At 69.8% G+C, this 16,054-nt stretch carries 18 protein-coding genes; 7 read left to right on the top strand and 11 right to left on the bottom strand.

Features of this window, described 5'->3' with window-relative positions:
- Window positions 1-379: 379 nt before the first annotated feature.
- A complete protein-coding gene (locus tag ABZW60_RS10145) occupies window positions 380-1,189 on the top strand; it encodes an HAD-IIB family hydrolase (RefSeq protein WP_355475412.1) in 810 nt (269 codons plus the stop codon).
- 4 nt (window positions 1,190-1,193) lie between these two features.
- Here ABZW60_RS10145 and ABZW60_RS10140 read toward each other — a convergent pair whose 3' ends face one another.
- The 6 genes from ABZW60_RS10140 to ABZW60_RS10115 form a co-directional block, all read right to left on the bottom strand.
- Window positions 1,194-1,796: a bacterial proteasome activator family protein gene (locus ABZW60_RS10140; protein ID WP_355475411.1), complete on the bottom strand. Its 603-nt coding sequence runs from the start codon at window positions 1,794-1,796 to the stop codon at window positions 1,194-1,196.
- A gap of 46 nt (window positions 1,797-1,842) precedes the next feature.
- Window positions 1,843-2,373 carry a CGNR zinc finger domain-containing protein gene (locus tag ABZW60_RS10135; protein ID WP_355475410.1) on the bottom strand — a complete coding sequence of 177 codons (531 nt, stop codon included), beginning with the start codon at window positions 2,371-2,373 and terminating at the stop codon, window positions 1,843-1,845.
- A gap of 169 nt (window positions 2,374-2,542) precedes the next feature.
- Window positions 2,543-5,155, bottom strand: coding sequence for an FtsX-like permease family protein (locus ABZW60_RS10130; RefSeq protein ID WP_355475409.1), 2,613 nt, complete (start codon window positions 5,153-5,155; stop codon window positions 2,543-2,545).
- Window positions 5,155-5,868 (bottom strand): ABC transporter ATP-binding protein, encoded by a 714-nt coding sequence (locus ABZW60_RS10125; protein WP_355475408.1) that lies wholly within the window; start codon window positions 5,866-5,868, stop codon window positions 5,155-5,157. Before ABZW60_RS10125 ends, ABZW60_RS10130 begins: the two co-directional genes overlap by 1 nt.
- Complete coding sequence (locus tag ABZW60_RS10120) at window positions 5,865-6,452, bottom strand: PadR family transcriptional regulator (RefSeq protein ID WP_355475407.1); 588 nt, start codon at window positions 6,450-6,452, stop codon at window positions 5,865-5,867. Before ABZW60_RS10120 ends, ABZW60_RS10125 begins: the two co-directional genes overlap by 4 nt.
- A gap of 33 nt (window positions 6,453-6,485) precedes the next feature.
- A complete protein-coding gene (locus tag ABZW60_RS10115; protein WP_355475406.1) occupies window positions 6,486-7,058 on the bottom strand; it encodes a TetR family transcriptional regulator in 573 nt (190 codons plus the stop codon).
- A 73-nt stretch (window positions 7,059-7,131) separates the two neighbouring features.
- Between ABZW60_RS10115 and ABZW60_RS10110 the strand changes: the two genes are divergently transcribed.
- Window positions 7,132-7,551, top strand: coding sequence for a VOC family protein (locus ABZW60_RS10110; RefSeq protein WP_355475405.1), 420 nt, complete (start codon window positions 7,132-7,134; stop codon window positions 7,549-7,551).
- Window positions 7,552-7,560: 9 nt separating this feature from the next.
- On the opposite strand, the gene ABZW60_RS10105 is transcribed toward ABZW60_RS10110, so the two are convergent.
- Genes ABZW60_RS10105 through ABZW60_RS10090 form a run of 4 tightly spaced genes read right to left on the bottom strand, consistent with a single transcriptional unit; the run spans window position 7,561 to window position 10,584 of the window.
- Window positions 7,561-8,538 carry an NAD(P)H-quinone oxidoreductase gene (locus ABZW60_RS10105; RefSeq protein ID WP_355475404.1) on the bottom strand — a complete coding sequence of 326 codons (978 nt, stop codon included), beginning with the start codon at window positions 8,536-8,538 and terminating at the stop codon, window positions 7,561-7,563.
- Window positions 8,539-8,554: 16 nt separating this feature from the next.
- Window positions 8,555-9,415, bottom strand: coding sequence for an aminoglycoside phosphotransferase family protein (locus ABZW60_RS10100; RefSeq protein ID WP_355475403.1), 861 nt, complete (start codon window positions 9,413-9,415; stop codon window positions 8,555-8,557).
- A 32-nt stretch (window positions 9,416-9,447) separates the two neighbouring features.
- Complete coding sequence (locus ABZW60_RS10095; protein WP_355475402.1) at window positions 9,448-9,987, bottom strand: molybdenum cofactor guanylyltransferase; 540 nt, start codon at window positions 9,985-9,987, stop codon at window positions 9,448-9,450.
- A gap of 15 nt (window positions 9,988-10,002) precedes the next feature.
- On the bottom strand, window positions 10,003-10,584 hold the full coding sequence (locus tag ABZW60_RS10090) for a MerR family transcriptional regulator (RefSeq protein ID WP_355475401.1): 582 nt from the start codon (window positions 10,582-10,584) through the stop codon (window positions 10,003-10,005).
- A 67-nt stretch (window positions 10,585-10,651) separates the two neighbouring features.
- On the opposite strand from ABZW60_RS10090, the gene ABZW60_RS10085 reads away from it, so the two are divergent.
- The 5 genes from ABZW60_RS10085 to ABZW60_RS10065 all read left to right on the top strand — a co-directional run bounded on the left by ABZW60_RS10085 (window position 10,652) and on the right by ABZW60_RS10065 (window position 15,381).
- Window positions 10,652-11,443, top strand: a complete 792-nt coding sequence (locus ABZW60_RS10085) for a carbon-nitrogen hydrolase family protein (protein WP_355475400.1) — start codon at window positions 10,652-10,654, stop codon at window positions 11,441-11,443.
- Window positions 11,444-11,498: 55 nt separating this feature from the next.
- Window positions 11,499-12,527, top strand: coding sequence for an Rv2231c family pyridoxal phosphate-dependent protein CobC (gene cobC / locus ABZW60_RS10080; protein ID WP_355475399.1), 1,029 nt, complete (start codon window positions 11,499-11,501; stop codon window positions 12,525-12,527).
- 104 nt (window positions 12,528-12,631) lie between these two features.
- The gene (locus ABZW60_RS10075) at window positions 12,632-13,117 is read left to right on the top strand and encodes a BatC protein (RefSeq protein ID WP_355475398.1); all 486 of its coding nucleotides are present in this window, start codon (window positions 12,632-12,634) and stop codon (window positions 13,115-13,117) included.
- Window positions 13,114-14,409: a cupin domain-containing protein gene (locus tag ABZW60_RS10070; RefSeq protein WP_355475397.1), complete on the top strand. Its 1,296-nt coding sequence runs from the start codon at window positions 13,114-13,116 to the stop codon at window positions 14,407-14,409. Before ABZW60_RS10075 ends, ABZW60_RS10070 begins: the two co-directional genes overlap by 4 nt.
- Before the next feature lie 42 nt (window positions 14,410-14,451).
- A complete protein-coding gene (locus ABZW60_RS10065) occupies window positions 14,452-15,381 on the top strand; it encodes a sucrase ferredoxin (RefSeq protein ID WP_355475396.1) in 930 nt (309 codons plus the stop codon).
- 30 nt (window positions 15,382-15,411) lie between these two features.
- Here the strand turns inward: ABZW60_RS10065 and ABZW60_RS10060 are convergent, their stop codons facing one another.
- On the bottom strand, window positions 15,412-16,011 hold the full coding sequence (locus ABZW60_RS10060; RefSeq protein WP_355475395.1) for a gamma carbonic anhydrase family protein: 600 nt from the start codon (window positions 16,009-16,011) through the stop codon (window positions 15,412-15,414).
- Window positions 16,012-16,054: the final 43 nt, after the last annotated feature.

Below are 16,054 nucleotides of genomic sequence, written 5' to 3'. Positions count from 1 at the left end.
TCCCGGGCGCGGGACGCACCGATCCATAACTGTTGACGCCACTGCCGCGGTTTTGGTTGCAGCCAATTCCACAACAGTTCTTCGACGTTTGTGTACTTCCGGAGGTGGGGCGGCATCAGTCGCGCTGATCCAGAACACGCTTACGACGCGAACGAACAGCCCCCGGTTCCCCACCAGACCTCCGCATGAAATCACGCGCAAACCGGGCGGCGCAGGGGAACTTGCTGCCTTTGCAGCATCCTGCCGTAACGGTCTGATGACGTTGTCAAAAGCTCAACGAGATAAGTCAAAAAGACCTGAAGCCGACGTCGTACGGCTTGCGCCCGGGCGCCGACCAGGGTAATGCAGCAGCGGTTCGCCGAGCGATACGGTGGGCCTCGTGACGGCTTCGCAATACCCCCGCCTGATAGCTACCGATCTCGACGGAACGCTCGTCCGCAGTGACGGCACGGTGTCCGACCGGACGCGTGCCGTGGTTCTCGCGGCGCAGCGAGCCGGAAGTGTTTTCGTGATGGTCACCGCCCGGCCACCTCGCTGGCTGCACGACCTCGCCTACCTGGTCGGTGACCACGGTGTCGCGATCGTTGCCAACGGCGCCATTCTGTACGACGTCCTGCGCCGTAAGGCGATCCGGACCCGGCTGATCGAGCCGGCGGTCGCCCTCGAGGTGGCGCTGGCGATCCGGGCGGCGATCCCGGGCGTGCAGTTCGCCATCGAGCGACCGGACCGCTACGGACAGGAACCGGTCTACCAGAACGCCTACCCGAATCCGGACAACTCGCTGATCGCCGCGGTGGAGGAGCTGCTTACGGAGCCGACCGCAAAACTGCTCGTCCGGCATCCCAGCCTGCACGCGGACGAGCTGCTCGGTCTGGTCGATCCGTTGGTGGGCCAACGAGTGACAGCCAGTCACAGCGGCGGTCACGGTCTGGTGGAGATCTCCGCGAGCGGGGTGTCCAAGGCGGCGATGCTCGCCGACTTCGCCGCAGAGCAAGGGATCTCGGCTGCTGAGACGATCGCGTTCGGTGACTCGGTCAACGACCTGCCGATGCTCGCCTGGGCCGGAACGGCGTACGGCATGGCCAACGCCCACCCCGAAGTCCTCGCGGTGGTGGAACGAACCGCTCCCGCAAACGACGAGGACGGCGTCGCCGCCGTCCTCGAGGAGTTCTTCCAGCCTTTGAAATAAGGCGTTACAAGTACATCCCGCCGCTGCCCGGGCCGTCCGTGTTGCCGGCCTGCGGTGCTTCCGGGAACTGCCCGTCGGGGAGCTGTTGCCCGCCGGGCAGGGCGCGGCGCATCTGCTCCAGCTGCTGGCGCGCGGCCATCTGCTGCGCGAACAGCGCCGTCTGGATGCCGTGGAACAGGCCCTCCAACCAGCCCACCAGCTGCGCCTGCGCGATCCGCAGCTCGGCCTCGGTCGGCGTGCTGTCGTCGGTGAAGTCGAGACTGAGCCGCTCGAGCTCCTCGACCAGCTCCGGCGCCAGGCCGCTCTCCAGCTCCTTGATCGACGCCTCGTGGATCGACCGCAGCCGCGCGCGGGAGGCTTCGTCGAGCGGCGCCGACTTCACCTCTTCCAGCAACTGCCGGATCATGTTGGCGACCCGCATCACCTTGGCCGGCTGCTCCACCAGTTCGGTGACCGAGCGCGGCTCGTCCTGCTCGTCGTGGTCGTTGTCGGAGCGCGGCGGCCCCTCGACGGCCATGCCGTCCGGCCCGACGATCAGCACCTTGCCGTCCTCGGTCCGCGCCCCGGCCATCGGAACTTCCTGGCCCTCGCTGCTGCTCTCGCTCATCTGCCCATCCTAGATCGCGGTCCCCGTGCGGTACCCGACGGGCGTTCTAGGATGCACGCGCACGATGACGACGTACGGCGTCCCGGTTCGCGCAGGCCGGACTGCAGTAGCGCTGGCGGCCGGTGCGCGACAGATCGGCGTACACGTTGGCGCAGCCATCGGTGGCGCAACGGCCGAGCCTGGTGATGCCGCGGCCGGCCAGATGCAGCGCCGTACCGGTGCTGATCAGGGTCGCGACCAGTCGCCCGACCGGGACGTCGTCCGGCCGGTAATGCATGTGCCAGCCGTCGCCGGCGTGGTTGGTGAGCCGCGGATGCTCGGTGTACTTCGCGAGCATCGCGTTCACCAGGTCGACGCGGGTCTGTTCGTCGGGGGCGTCCACGACCTGCAACCACTCGCCGAGCGCGGTCCGGACCGCGGCCAGATCCGCCTCGGTGACCTGGCGCTCACGCACCAGACGGCTTTCGACGCCGCTCTCCTCGCACCGCTCGGCCAGCTCGTCCGGCGTGGTCGCCGGGCGGGTGGCCAGGTTCACCGCGAGCAGGACCGCGTCAGCGCCGTAAGGGTTGAGATGCATAATGCCATTACATCACGATGGGTGCATGACTGAAACCCACCGTCATCGCTGGTCCGCGATCTCGAGCCACCACGTCAGCGAAGGCCTGGTCGTGTACCAGCGGTGTGCTTGTGGCCAGTGGCGCGTCACAAGCACACCGCCCTATCCGGTCGCCTACCCCGAGGTCGCGCTAGTCGATGCGGCTGACCATGGGTAGCCGGGATCGCGTGAGCAGCCAGGCGAGCAGCCCGGCGAACAGCGGTACGACGAGCACGATGCCGCCGATCTCCGCCCACGGGACCACGAACCGCGGCGACCCGAACGCGGCGTGCGCGGTGTAGCCGTACAGCGCGCCGACCCCCACGCCCAGCACGCAGCCCAGCTGCCCGAGCACCCACGCCTGGGCCGCCGCGAGCGACCGCCGGCGCCTCGGTGGCGCGCCGACCGCCGCGAGCGTGGCCAGATCGGCCCGGCCCTCGGCAGCCGACAACGACACGGAGATCGCGACGCCGAGCAGGGTCACCACGGTGGCGGCGAGCAGGATCCCGATCAGGAACAGCCGCGCCGGGCTCTGGTACCCCTTCTCGACCACCAGCCGGTCGTCCTCGCCCAGCAGCCGGGCGACCGCCGCCAACTCGTCGGCGGTCGGATCTCTGGTGAGCTCGAAGTGCACCTCGGAGACCTGGATCGTGCCCAGCTCACGGGCAGCCTGCTCGCCGATCAGCGCGGTGTCGCGGAAGAACTGCACCCGGGGCGGTGGTCCGAACGACACCGCGTCGAGATTCCGCAGATACTCGTCCCCGTCATCGTTGTGCATGGCAACCTTCTGGCCGGGGGCGAGCCGCACGTCCGGGACGACCACCTTGCCCGCGCGCATCGCCGCCGCCACCCGCGCGCCGTACTCGCCGAAGCGTTCGACGAAGGCGGGATCGGCTGCCTGCAGCGGCATCCCGGTCATGCCCGTCCCGTTCTCCGGCGTGGCGACGGCCAGGACGGGCGTGTAGCCGTACTGGTTGGCCTTCGTGTTCGGCAACTGGACGTACCCGAGCTCGTACTGCTGCCGGACCGGAAGCAGCCCGGCCAGCTGCGAGGCGAGCTGCGGTGTGTACGCGATCCCGCCGGAGACGTCCTGGCTGAACCGGACCATCGCATCGCCCTCATGCGCTGCGGCCGTGTAGTCCGCGGCGTCGGCGGCGATCGAGTTCGACGCCGCGAAGGCGACCGCGGCGGTGCCGGCCACGGCCATCATGATCGCCGCGGTCGCGGGACCCGTGCGGTGCCGGTGGCGCGCGGCGTCGCGCATCGCCATCCGGCCGCTCAGCGGCAACACCCGCGCGAGGCCGGCCACCTTGACGACCAGGCTCGGCAGCATCCACACGAGCGCGGCGATCGACGCGGTGATACCGAGCAGGACCAGCGCGATCGGGCCGGTCGGCGTGGCTGTCGCCTGCTGCCCGAGCTGCGACTTCTGCGCCGACTTCAAGGCCGCGCCGATCATCGCGCTGCCGGCGAACACGCAGACCAGGCCGCCGGCGAGCAGAACGAAAGCCGCGATCCGGATCCGCGCCGCCTTGGCGGCAACGGTGAACCGTCCGGTCAGCGCGGCCATCGGCGCTTGCCGACCGGCGCCGATCGCCGGTACGACGGCCGCGGCGAGTCCCGCGCCGAGACCGAGCACCGCGATCGCGGCGATCGTGCCCCACGGGATCTGCCAGGCGGTGAAGATCGAGTCCGTCATCGCCTCCCAGACCGGCTTCGCGCTGAACGCGGCGATCCCCGCGATCACCAGTCCGCCGGTCACGCCGACCAGCCCGGAGAACAGCCCTTGCATCAGGACGATCCGCCGGACGTCACCCGGCGTACCTCCGGCCGCCATCACCAGGCCGAGCTCGCGGGTCTGACGCCGGGCGCCGACCGCGAACGCCGTACCGGCGAGCAGCACGATCTCCAGGATCCCGAAGCCGATCACCAGCGCCATCGCGGCGTACGGGCCGATGTCGTCGGCCGACGTTCCGTAAGGGCTCGGCGGCGGGTCCACGATGGTTGCCCGCGGCAAGAGGAAGAGACCCTTGCCGGTCAGCTCGGTGTTGAGCTGACCGGCGTCGGCCGAGTCGGGCAGATCCACCAGGTACTGCACCGTGCGCGTCGGGTCGGGCTCGTACAGCGTCGAGTCCGGCGTGGCGAAGATCGCCCGCGTACTCTGCGGCGTGAGCATCCGGGCGATGCCGACGACGGCGTAGCTCCGGCCGCTCGTGCTCACGACGATGTCGGACCGGCCGAGGCTCTTGGCGAGTGACGGCGAGATCGCGACCTCGTCGGCCTTCGCGGGCAAACGGCCCTTGTCGAGCCGCACCGTCCCGCTCGTCAGCGGATCAGTGCCTTCGCCGGTGAGCAGGGTGACCGACGTCTTCGACTCCGGGCCCCGGATCTCGGCCATGCCGGAGTCGACGAACATCCGGGCCAGCTTCGTCCCGGCCGGGAGCAACGGCTTCGGGTCGAACGTCGCCGGAGTCCGGACCGCCTTGTCGTGCCCCTCGGCCGGCGGCGGCTCGCCGTACGTCATGTCCTGGCCCGGCGGCACGTCGAGCTTGTCGTACTGCGTGACGTCGAGCCGGGCGTCGGCGCGGCCGATCGTGGTGGTGGCCAGCGTTTCACCGGTCGGGCTGGCGGACTTCAGGACGATGCCCAGCCAGGTCGCGGCCAGGACCGGCAGTCCGATCAGCGCGGCGACCAGGAACGTCCGGCCGAGCGTTCGTCGCGCCGTCCGCCGGGCGATCCGCAGCGGCGGACCCCACTGGCCCATCAGCGGCGCTCCAGCAGCGCGTCGGCCTCGGGCAGCGGCCCGGCCTGTCCCACCAGGACGCCGTCGCGCAGGTAGACCACGCGGTCGGCCCAGGCGGCGTCCCGCGCGCCGTGGGTGACGAGCACTCCGCCGATCCCGTGCTGGTCGCAGCGGTCCCGGAGCAGCCGCAGGACGGCCTCGCCGGTGTCGGAGTCGAGCGCGCCGGTCGGCTCGTCCGCGAGCAGCAGGCGCCGTTCGCCGACGACCGCACGGGCGATCGCCACGCGTTGCCGTTGGCCGCCGGACATGTCGTCGGGGAAGCGATCGGCGAGGTCGTCGATGCCCACCTCCTGCAGCGCGGCCACGGCGTACTTGCGGGCCGTCCGGCTCCGGGTGCCGTCCAGCTCCAGCGGAAGCGCGACGTTCTCGGCCGCGGTCAATGCCGGGATCAGGTTGAAGTCCTGGAACACATAGCCGATCCGGCGCCGTCGCAGCGCGGCCACGGCGTTCCGGCCGAGGGTGGTGATGTCGTTGCCGTCGACAAGTACTTCGCCCGCGGTCGGCCGGTCGAGACCGCCGGCGCAGGTGAGCAACGTCGACTTGCCCGACCCGGACGGGCCCATGACGGCGACCAGCTCGCCCGGAGCGACCGTCAGGTCCACGCCACGCAAGGCATGGACGGCCTGCTCGCCCTGTCCGTGCGTCCGGGTCAGATTGCGAATGTCCAGGATCATGAGCGCGCCTCCTCCTCGTCCGGTACGGCGTAGGTCTGCGGCGCGGGGCGTGGTTTGCCGCGGTGGCGTAACAGCAGCGCCTCGCAGTGGTCCAGCCAGCGGATCTCGGCCTCCGCGGCGAAGATCATCGACTCGACGACCAGCTGCCAGGAGATCTCGCCGTCGCTGCTGTTGCGCTTCAGCCGGGTCAGCTCCTGCAGCGACTGCATCGTCGCCGTCCGCTGTCGCTGGACCACCGCACCGACGTCCACACCGGGCACCGCGAGCGCCAGCGCGAGCTTGATCGCGAGCTCGTCCCGCGGCCGCGACTCCCGGGTCACCGGCGTCCGGAACCAGGTCGCCAGCTCGTCCCGCCCGGCCTCGGTGATCTCGTACATCGACCGGCCGTCGTCCTCCTGGGCTGCCGCCCGGACCGCCGCGGGCTGGACGAGTCCGTCGCGTTCGAGCCGCGTCAGCGTCGTGTAGACCTGCCCGATGTTCAGCGGCCAGGTCGCTCCGGTCGCGGTCTCGAACTCGCCGCGCAACTGATAGCCGTACTTCGGCCCGTCCTGCAGCAGCGCCAGCAATCCATGCTTGATCGACATAGATACTGAGTATGCATACCGAGTATGCGCCGGTCAATCCTCGCGCGTCAGGCGGCGCACCAGGCGGGCGGTGATCGCCTGCACGTCGTACGGCCGGCCGGTGCCGGGTGTCAGCTGGTCGAGGACCAGGCCGTCGATGGCGAAATGCAGCAGCCGGATCTCCTCGGCGCCGCCCGGCAGGCCCGCGTTCGCGTTGAAGGCGACGTCGGCGTCGAAACCCTGCCGGAGCGTGCGTGACAGGATCTCGTGCAGGCCGGGGCGACGCGCTGCCTCCAGCCGGAGCTCGAGCAGGGCGAGGGTGATCTCCGGCCGGCCGAGCAGGCGCTCGACGATGTAGTGGGCGTAGTCCGTCATCAGGTCGAGGCCGGGCTCGCGCTCGGCGAGCGGCGCGATGACGGCCTCGTCCGGCGCCAGCCGCTCGAAGATCCGCTCGCCGAGCGCGCCGAGGAGCGCGTCACGGGTCTTGAAGTAGTTGGACGCCGTACCGGCCGGGAGTCCGGCGGCGGCGTCCACGGCTCGGTGGGTCAGGCCGCGGGCGCCGGCCTCCGCGAGCACGGCGAGGCCGGCGTCGGCCAGCTGGGTACGGCGTTCCGGATTCCGGGGCATGTTGACAAGGCTAGCAGAGGTCCACTACAACTGTCGTACACAACGACAACAGCTGTAGTAGTCAGGAGAATGTATGCAACCCGCGGCATTCGGCGCGACCGTCGTCACCGACCACCCCTCGGAGGTCGCCGCCTTCTATATGCAATACCTCGACCTGCAGATCGCGATCGACCTCGGCTGGTTCATCACCGTCCGCCGGGGACCGGCCGACTGGGAGCTCGCGATCATGGAGCGCGGGCACCCGACGATTCCGGCGGCGGTGTCGGCGCAGCAGGAGAGCAGCACCGTCTTCGGCTTCATCGTCGAGGACGCCGACAAGGTCGCCGCCGCGCTCCGCGCCGGTGGTGTCGAGCTGGAGACCGAGCCGGTGACCGAGATCTTCGGGCAACGGCACTTCTTCGTCCGGGACCCGGCCGGCACCTGGATCGACGTGATCCAGCTGGTCGCGCCCGACCCGGAATGGGTCGCGGCCAACCTGCCCACGGCGCCATGATCCCGGGCGTCAGAGGGTGAGCAGGACCTTGCCGAGCTGGGTCGACTGCTCGAGCGTCTCGTGGGCCTTCGCGACCTCGGCGAGCGGGAACGTCGAGTGCACGATCGGCCGGACCTTCTTCTCCGCGATCAACGGCCAGACGTGCCCGACGACCTCGGAGATGATCCGGCCCTTGTCCGCCACCGAGCGGAACCGCAACCCGGTCGCGATCACCGAGCCACGCCTGCTGAGCAGCCGCCCGAGGTCGAGCTCACCCTTCGCACCGCCCTGCATCCCGATCACCACGAGCCGCCCGTCGTACGCGAGCGTCTTCACGTTGTCGGTCAGGTACTTGGCGCCCATGATGTCGAGGATCACGTCGGCCCCGGCATCGTGGGTCGCTTCCTTCACCACCGACGCCCACTCGGCTTCCTTGTAGTTGATCGCGACATCCGCGCCGAGCCGGGTGCAGAACTCCATCTTCTCCGCGTTGCCGACCGTGGTCAGCACCCGCGCGCCGTGCGCGACGCCGAGCTGGATCGCCATCGTGCCGATCCCGGACGAGCCGCCGTGCACGAGCAGGGTCTCACCCGGCTTGAGATGCGCGGCCATGAAGACGTTCGACCAGACGGTCGCGACGACCTCGGGCAGCGCGGCCGCGCTCACCAGGTCGACGCCGTCCGGCACCGGCATCACCTGCGGAGCCGGTACGACGACCTTCTCCGCGTACCCGCCGCCGGCCAGCAGCGCGCAGCACTCGTCACCGACCGACCAGCCCTCGACCTCGGCGCCGACCGCGGCGATCCGGCCGGAGACCTCGAGGCCGATCGTGCCGGGGGCGCCGGGCGGCGGCGGATAGAAGCCCTGACGCTGCAGCAGGTCGGCGCGGTTCACGCCCGCGGCGACGACGTCGATGACGACCTCGTCGACGGCCGGTTCCGGGTCCGGGATCTCGCCGATCCCGAGCACGTCGATTCCGCCGGCACCTTTACACACGACAGCTCGCATGCCGCCCAACTTACCCTCAGCGCTCGACGAGCTTCGCCAGGTCCTGAGCGATCGAGTCGAGGTAAGTGGTCTCGCCTATCGACTTGAACCAGTCCCATAGCTCGAGTGAGTGGTACAGCCGGTAGAGGTCGATCCGGTCGCCGGCCACGGCGCCGTACCCGTCGGTGAGACCCGCGAGTTTCTGGGCGTTGTCGTGCGCCGAGTACTGGATGGTCTTCGCGAGGTCCACGAGCGGGTCGGCGGCGATCGCGTTCTCGACATCGATGAAGCCGTTGACGCGCCAGGTGTCCGGGTCCACGAGGATGTTGCCTTCGTGGAAGTCGTTGTGGCACAGGACGGCAGCCCTGTTGTCCGCGAACAAGTACTGCTTCTTCTCGACGTGCGCAGTGATCTGCGCGTGCAGCTCGTGGTCCCCGCCCAGCTGCTCGAACTCGCCCAGCTTCTTGGCGAACTGGCGTCGCATGTACTGGTCGTTGTCCGGCAGCGGGTCGAGGATCTGATCGGTCAGGTACCCGTACGCCGGCTGCCCGATCCGATGGACCCGGCGCAGCAGCTCCCCGAGCTGGGCGTACATCGCGCGCCAGCGGGGCGGCTCGACCTGGGACAGCGGTTCGCCGTCGATCTTCGACAGGATCGTGACGCCGTCACCGACGTGCAGCACCCGCGGGATCGAGCCGCCGACCTCGGGCTCGAGCATCCCGTACACGTGGACTTCCTTGGCCTGCTTCCAGCGCCACTCCGGTGCGTAGGCCTTCACGATCAACGGATCGCCGGCCGTCCGCACCTCGTACACAGTGCTCAGTTGTCCGCCGGTGCGCTCGACCACCTCGCCGGCCTCGACTCCCATCGCGTCCCGGACCAGCTGCGCGACATCCATGCGTCGAACGTATGGGCGGCGTCCAGCGGTTTTCAGCCGTCCAGGTCCGCCCACGTGTCGACGTCGTCGCCCGCGTGGGTCGGGTCGGTCCAGCTGAGGTCGAGGCGGGCGAGCGTACGGCGTACCGACTTGTCCCTCGGGTCGCCGACCTGCTGGATCGCGGCTTCGAGCGCGGTACGCCGGTACGCGGTGGCGAGCTGCTGCTCCCGGCCGTCGGTGTCCCGCAGTCCGTGTCCGTCGTGCTCGGCCAGGCCCTCGACGAGTGTGGTCACGTCGGCAGCGGTGATCCACGGCAGGTCGCAGCTCACCACCACGACGACCGGTGCCGTCCCGTGCTGAAGCCCTGCCGCCAGTCCCGCGACAGGCCCGCCAGACGGCGGGTCCTCGACGGTCCAGCTCACGTCGCGGGACGTCGTACGCACCGGCCCGACCACTACGGTCGACACGGCTCCCGCCGTCGCCGCCAGCACTCGATCCAGCAACGACACCCCGTCGAGCACCAGCATCGCCTTGTCCACACCGCCGAATCGCGTGGACCCGCCCCCAGCCAGCACGATCGCATCGAACTCCACACTTGCAGTCTCGCATCACTCCTTCGGCAGCAGCGCCTCTCTGGCCTGTCGCATCCGCTCGAGCTCCTCGGGGCTCAGCGCGGCCATCGCCTTCCGTCGTTGAGCCTCCAGTGCCTCGAGCTCCTCGGGTGTGAGGTTCTCCGTCAGACGGCGGCGCTCCTCCACCATCGACGCGTACTCCTCACGTGTCAGCGTCCGGTTCATAGCTGTGGTCACCTCGATCAGTTCGATGAGTGTCTGGGCGGACGGTTCGTGGGCTCGGTCGAGGCCGTCCAGGACACCGAGCAACGTGGTTCGCGCCAGTTCTGCCGCCGCGATCTGCTCCTCGACGAGGTCGAGTTGCGTGCGGACCAGCCCGCGGGGATCGCTCAGTTCGCCGTCCAGGACCTGCCCGATCTCCGCCAGCGACAGCCCGAACCCGCGCAACGCGACGATCCGGTGCAACCGACGTACGTCCCCGGCGTCGTACTGCCGCTGTCCGCTCCGCCGCCCCGGCCGCAGCAGGCCGATCTCGTCGTAGTGGTGCAGCGTGCGGACGCTGAGGCCGGTGGCTTCGGCGAGTTCGCCGACCCGCCAGGTCCTGTCTGCGGTGTCCATGCGATCGACGGTAGGTCCTCACGTCGTGTGAGGTTCAAGTCGTGTGTTCGTGCGGCACCATGGAGAGATGAGGATCGCCGTGGTGCAGACCGCCAGCAGCTACGACAAGGCCGCCAACCGGGACGCGGTGGCTCGCCTGGTCGCTGAGGCCGCGCAGGGGCGGCCGGATCTGGTCGTGTTGCCGGAAGCGATGATGTCCGACTTCGCGGTCGAGGGGGAGTCGGTCGCCGAGGCTGCCGAACCGCTGGACGGCGAGTTCGTCACCACCCTGCGGAAGGCTGCCGTCGAGCACGAGGTCGCGATCGTGGCCGGGATGTTCGAGCGCAGCTGCGACCAGCATCGGCCGTACAACACGCTGCTGGCCGTCGGGGCTGACGGCGTACTGCTCGGCGCTTATCGCAAGATCCACCTGTACGACGCCTTCGGGTACAAGGAGTCCGACCAGCTGACACCGGGTGACGTAGCTCCGGTGGTGATCGAGATCGGCGACCACTCGCTCGGTCTGATGACCTGCTACGACTTGCGGTTCCCGGAGCTGTCGCGCGCTCTGGTCGACGCGGGCGCGGAGGTGCTTGTTATCCCGGCCGCATGGGTCCGGGGACCGCTCAAGGAGCACCACTGGACGACACTGCTCACGGCTCGCGCTGTAGAGAACACCTGTTATGTCGCGGCCGCCGCACAGAACGGCAAGAAGTACTGCGGCCTCAGCCAGGTCATCGACCCGCAGGGCGTCGCTCTGGCGTCGGTGGGTGAGGCAGACGGGCAAGCGTTCGCTGAGGTCTCGGCCGAGCGGCTGGCCGACGTACGCAAGCGCAACCCTTCGCTGCAGAATCGTAGGTACACCGTCACGCCCCGCTGACCACTGCGCGGACCGGCCGGTCCGGCGAACTCCCTGACCCGTTAGCCTCCTGGGCGTGGCGGATGGGTTTGATCTGGAGCATCACGGCGATCTCGAGGTCGGCGACGGGTTGGTCGACCTCGCCGTCAACGTCCGCGCGGGCACGCCGCCGCCCTGGCTGCTCGACGCGATCACGGCGAGCCTGACCGACCTCGCGGCGTACCCACGGCAGGACGCGGCCGTCGCCGCGGTCGCACACCGGCACGGCGTCGCCCCTGACCGGGTGCTGCTCACCGCTGGAGCCGCGGAGGCGTTCGTGCTGATCGCGCGGGCGTTCCGGCCGCGGCACCCGGTCGTGGTGCACCCACAGTTCACCGAGCCGGAGGCGGCGTTGCGCTCGGCCGGGCATCTGGTCGACCGGGTGATCCTGCGGCCCGAGAACGGGTTCGCGCTCGACCCGTCCGCCGTACCGGCCGATGCCGATCTCGTCGTCATCGGCAACCCCACCAACCCGACGTCGGTCCTGCACCGCGCCGACGAGCTGCGCGAACTCGCCCGCCCCGACCGGATCCTGGTCGTCGACGAGGCGTTCATGGACGCCGTGCCGGGGGAGCCCGAGTCGCTCGTCGGGGCTTCGATCCCCGGGCTCGTGGTGGTGCGGAGCCTGACGAAGACGTGGGGACTCGCGGGGCTGCGGGTCGGGTACGTCGTCGCCGGCGCGGGTCTCGTCGAGCAGTTGGCCGCCGTACAGCCGCACTGGCCGGTGTCCACTCCTGCACTCGCGGCGGCGATTGCCTGCAGCAACGAGCGGGCCGTCGCGGAGGCGGAGCAGGCGGCGCTCGACATCGAACGCCAGCGTGTCCATCTGCTTGACGGTCTCGCAACAGTGAACGGACTCTCGACGTACGGCGTCGCGCGGGCGCCGTTCGTCCTGGTGCATCTTCGCGGGGCCGCCGATGTGCGGGAATCCCTGCGTGGAAAGGGGTTCGCGGTCCGGCGCGGCGACACGTTCCCCGGGCTCGGGCCCGACTGGCTGCGGATCGCCGTCCGGCCCGAGGACGTCACCGACCAGTTGGTGAAGGTGTTAATCGAGTTGGCGCTGTAACGCCACGGGGGTTTAGCTGAGGTCCACTTTGCGCACAAGATGACCAGTGCCCGGGTTGGTAGGTCTCGGGCAACTTTCTGGCCGTTCGCGAAGGGAGCAGCACAATGGGTCTCGACGATGACGACATGAACACCTCGTCCGAAGGCGGCGGCGAGTACGGAGGTTCGGGCGGGTCGACAGCTGCTCCCGGTGGCGGGTACGGCGGCGAGTCGTCGGACGGCGGTGCTGACGGCGGAGCCGATGGCGGCGCGGGCTACAGCGAAGGCCCGGCTGACGGCGGTGCCTCGCAGGGCACGCAGGACGGCGGCGCGGACGGTGGCGCTGGTGGCGAGGGCATCGCGGACGGTGGCGCGAACCCGGGCGGCGCGGACGGCGGCGCCGATGGTGGCGCTGACGGTGGTGCCGGTGGCGGCGGCTACGGCGAAGGCCCGGCCGACGGTGGCGCCTCGCAGGGCACGCAGGACGGCGGCGCCGACGGTGGAGCCGGTGGCGAAGGCCCCGCGGACGGCGGCGCGAACCCGAACGCGACCGACGGTGGTGCCGATGGTGGCGCTGACGGCGGCGCCGGCGGGAACTCCGGAAGCTGGTGACCACGGTGCCGGAGGTCGGGCCGTTCCCGCAGAACAACCATCCGGCCGAGCAGTCGGTGCCGGCCGGCGGTGAGCTGTTGCGAGATGAGCGCCCGGCCCTCCGGCGCTGTGTGGCGGGCGATCTGGACGAGTTCGCCAACTCCTACTGGGGTTCGCGGGCCTTGCTGTCCCATGGGCCCGACCTTCCCGCACCGTACGACGACCTGTTCAGCCTCGACGCCGTCGACGAACTCCTGTCCCGACGCGGCCTGCGGACACCGTTCCTGCGGATCGCGAAGAACGGGTCGGTGGTCGGCGACGGTCAGTTCACCGGATCGGCCGGCGTCGGTGCGGAGATCGCGGACCAGGTGCGGGACGACAAGGTGGCTGCGCTGTTCGCAGGCGGTCACACCGTCGTACTGCAGGCGCTGCATCGAACGTGGCCGGCCTTGGTCGACTTCTCCACGCAGTTGTCGGCCGACGTGGGGCACCCGGTCCAGATCAACGCCTACATCACGCCGGCCGAGTCGCAGGGCTTCTCCGCGCACTACGACGTACACGACGTGTTCGTCCTGCAAGTCGCCGGCGAGAAGCACTGGACGGTGCATGAGCCGGTCCATGTCGACCCGTTGCGTAACCAGCCGTGGACCGACCACGCGCGGGCCGTTGACGCTGCGGCGCGTGACACGGCGCCGGTGATCGATGAAGTACTGCGGCCTGGTGATGCGCTCTACGTGCCCCGCGGCTTCCTGCACTCGGCGAAGGCGCTGGGTGGTGTCAGCGCGCACCTGACCGTGGGTCTGCACACGCTGACGCGCTATCTGCTGGTGCAGGAGCTGGCAGCTCTTGCCGCTAACCAAGCATCCCTGCGCACCGCGCTACCTCTTGGTTTCGACCCTGGCGACCCTGAGCAACTGGCCGAGGTCCTGCCCGAGGTAGTCGAGCTGTTCACCCAGGAACTCCGCGCGGCGACCCCGGACGCGCTGGCCAACCGCCTGCGCCGTCGCACCTGGTCGAGCAACCGCCCGGCCCCGCTGCGACCGCTGGCCCACGCTGCGTCCATCACGTCCCTCGCAGTCGGCACGACGGTGCGCCTCCGCGCCGGGCTCCGCTGCCGCCTGGTCCCCGGCGATCCGCTCGTCCTGCAGCTACCCGACCGCACCATCACCTTCCCGGTGAGCACGGCCGCGGCGGTGACCGAACTCGTCTCCGGTGCCGAATGCAAGGTCGGCGACCTTCCCGGGCTCGACGACGCCGACCAACTCGTGCTGGTCCGCCGCCTGCTCACCGAGGCAGTCGTCGTGGCGCAGTAGACCGCTCTGGTAGTTGAAGTGGCAACAGTATCGTGAGGTGCTGTGGACCGAGACGACGTCAGGTACCGACCGGAGACCGGCTGCGCAGCACAAGCCGACCTCCGGCACGACGCCCTGACCGCAACCGCCCCACCCGCCGGACGCTGGCTCCTCATCGAGTCCCACTCACCCTGGCCCCGCCAAGCCCTGACTTCCCTTCAGCCCAGTTCGCCCCTTCAGCACAGTTCGGCCGAAGGCGACCTGAGTGGCGCTGTGGCGCGGAGGTGTCGTGAGCTAGGGATCCGGCCGGTGCTGGTCAGGCGGTACGGCCGGGTGGATCGGACCGGTTCCCGGCGATGGGGACTGGTGGACTGCTGGCCCGGGCGTGAGGGCGCCCGCTGGGGTGACTTGCCGACCGACGAGCACCTGCTCGAGGTCCTCGCCGGCAACGATCCAGGTCAGGTCAGCAACGAACCCGTGTACCTCGTCTGCACCCACGGCCGGCACGACGCCTGCTGTGCGGTCCGTGGACGACCCGTCGCCGCAGCGCTCGCGACCGCCTACCCGGAGCGCACCTGGGAGTGCAGCCACATCGGCGGCGACCGCTTCGCGGCGAACGTCGTCGTGCTGCCCCACAGCCTGTTCTACGGGCATGTCCCATCAGCCCGCGCCGTCGAGCTCGCCAAGCGGTACGACGAGGGCGTCGTCGTACCCGATCTCCTCCGTGGATCAGGTGCGTTCAACCCGCCCGTCCAAGCCGCTCAACACTTCGCCCGCGCCGCCGGTCACTCACCCGCGGTCGACCACCTCCTCCCGCAATCGCTCGAAGTCCTCGGCGAGAACCGCTGGCGGATCCTCCTCGCATCCACCCACGGCCCGATCGCCGTCGAAGTCTCGGCACACCTGGACACCGTCGAAGCCCGCCTGACCTGTGCGGGTTCCTCTCCCGCCCAGGTCCGCCGCTTCGAGCTCCATTCCCTGACCTTCGCCTGACCATCACCTGTTCGGCCAGAAGAAGATCGCTCAGGAGGGATCGATAGGGCGGTCCGAAGCGTGCTCGCCGTAGTACGCCGACTGGCGCGCCATGATGTCGCGCATGGACGTGCCGCGCGGCACGCCGTACACCGTCTCGGGAAAGTCCAGGTCGCGCTGGATCTGCCACAGCTTCTCGTGCCGGTCAGGGGAGAAGAGTTGGGCCGGGTCGCCGGCCGCGATCCATCCGATCGGGAGGACCGTGCCTGCTTCCAGCTTCGAGTTCACGTGCAGCACGCTGTTGATCCGCAGCTCCGCGCCCGCGCCGGCGACAGAACCGGGGAACAACGCGGCGCCCGTGGCGATGAAGACTTCGTCCTCGACCGTGGCGCCGTTGACGTGCGCATGGGGACCTATCAGAACCGCGTCGCCGATCAGCGCGGGATGGTCGGCCCGGCCGCGTACCAGGGCGTTCTCCATCACCACACTGTTCTCACCGAGCCGGATTTCGCCGTTCTCCGCCGTCAGGACTGCCCCGTGCAGGACCCTGCTGCCTTCGCCGAGGACGACGGCACCGCAGAGCACGGCCGATGGGGCGACGTACGCGGATTCGGGCACGACCGGTCGACGGCCGCGGTGTTCGAGCAGCATCTGTCGCTGTCCTCTCGTCGCTTGATCACCTCGCTCCCAGCTT

This window comes from Kribbella sp. NPDC003557, assembly GCF_040610805.1.
Taxonomy (GTDB): domain Bacteria; phylum Actinomycetota; class Actinomycetes; order Propionibacteriales; family Kribbellaceae; genus Kribbella.
Note: the sequence above shows the minus strand (reverse complement) of the source record. Positions and strands in the feature narration are given on the sequence as shown.

Excerpts from the sequence above, each read along its gene's own strand:
- ABZW60_RS10090 (WP_355475401.1), bottom strand. The coding sequence starts at position 10,584 with ATGGACACCGCAGACAGGACCTGGCGGGTCGGCGAACTCGCCGAAGCC.
- ABZW60_RS10075 (WP_355475398.1), top strand. The coding sequence starts at position 12,632 with ATGGGTCTCGACGATGACGACATGAACACCTCGTCCGAAGGCGGCGGC.
- ABZW60_RS10120 (WP_355475407.1), bottom strand. The coding sequence starts at position 6,452 with ATGTCGATCAAGCATGGATTGCTGGCGCTGCTGCAGGACGGGCCGAAG.
- ABZW60_RS10085 (WP_355475400.1), top strand. The coding sequence starts at position 10,652 with ATGAGGATCGCCGTGGTGCAGACCGCCAGCAGCTACGACAAGGCCGCC.
- ABZW60_RS10115 (WP_355475406.1), bottom strand. The coding sequence starts at position 7,058 with ATGCCCCGGAATCCGGAACGCCGTACCCAGCTGGCCGACGCCGGCCTC.
- ABZW60_RS10060 (WP_355475395.1), bottom strand. The coding sequence starts at position 16,011 with ATGCTGCTCGAACACCGCGGCCGTCGACCGGTCGTGCCCGAATCCGCG.
- ABZW60_RS10135 (WP_355475410.1), bottom strand. The coding sequence starts at position 2,373 with ATGCATCTCAACCCTTACGGCGCTGACGCGGTCCTGCTCGCGGTGAAC.
- ABZW60_RS10125 (WP_355475408.1), bottom strand. The coding sequence starts at position 5,868 with ATGATCCTGGACATTCGCAATCTGACCCGGACGCACGGACAGGGCGAG.
- ABZW60_RS10100 (WP_355475403.1), bottom strand. The coding sequence starts at position 9,415 with ATGGATGTCGCGCAGCTGGTCCGGGACGCGATGGGAGTCGAGGCCGGC.
- ABZW60_RS10140 (WP_355475411.1), bottom strand. The coding sequence starts at position 1,796 with ATGAGCGAGAGCAGCAGCGAGGGCCAGGAAGTTCCGATGGCCGGGGCG.
- ABZW60_RS10105 (WP_355475404.1), bottom strand. The coding sequence starts at position 8,538 with ATGCGAGCTGTCGTGTGTAAAGGTGCCGGCGGAATCGACGTGCTCGGG.
- ABZW60_RS10110 (WP_355475405.1), top strand. The coding sequence starts at position 7,132 with ATGCAACCCGCGGCATTCGGCGCGACCGTCGTCACCGACCACCCCTCG.
- ABZW60_RS10130 (WP_355475409.1), bottom strand. The coding sequence starts at position 5,155 with ATGGGCCAGTGGGGTCCGCCGCTGCGGATCGCCCGGCGGACGGCGCGA.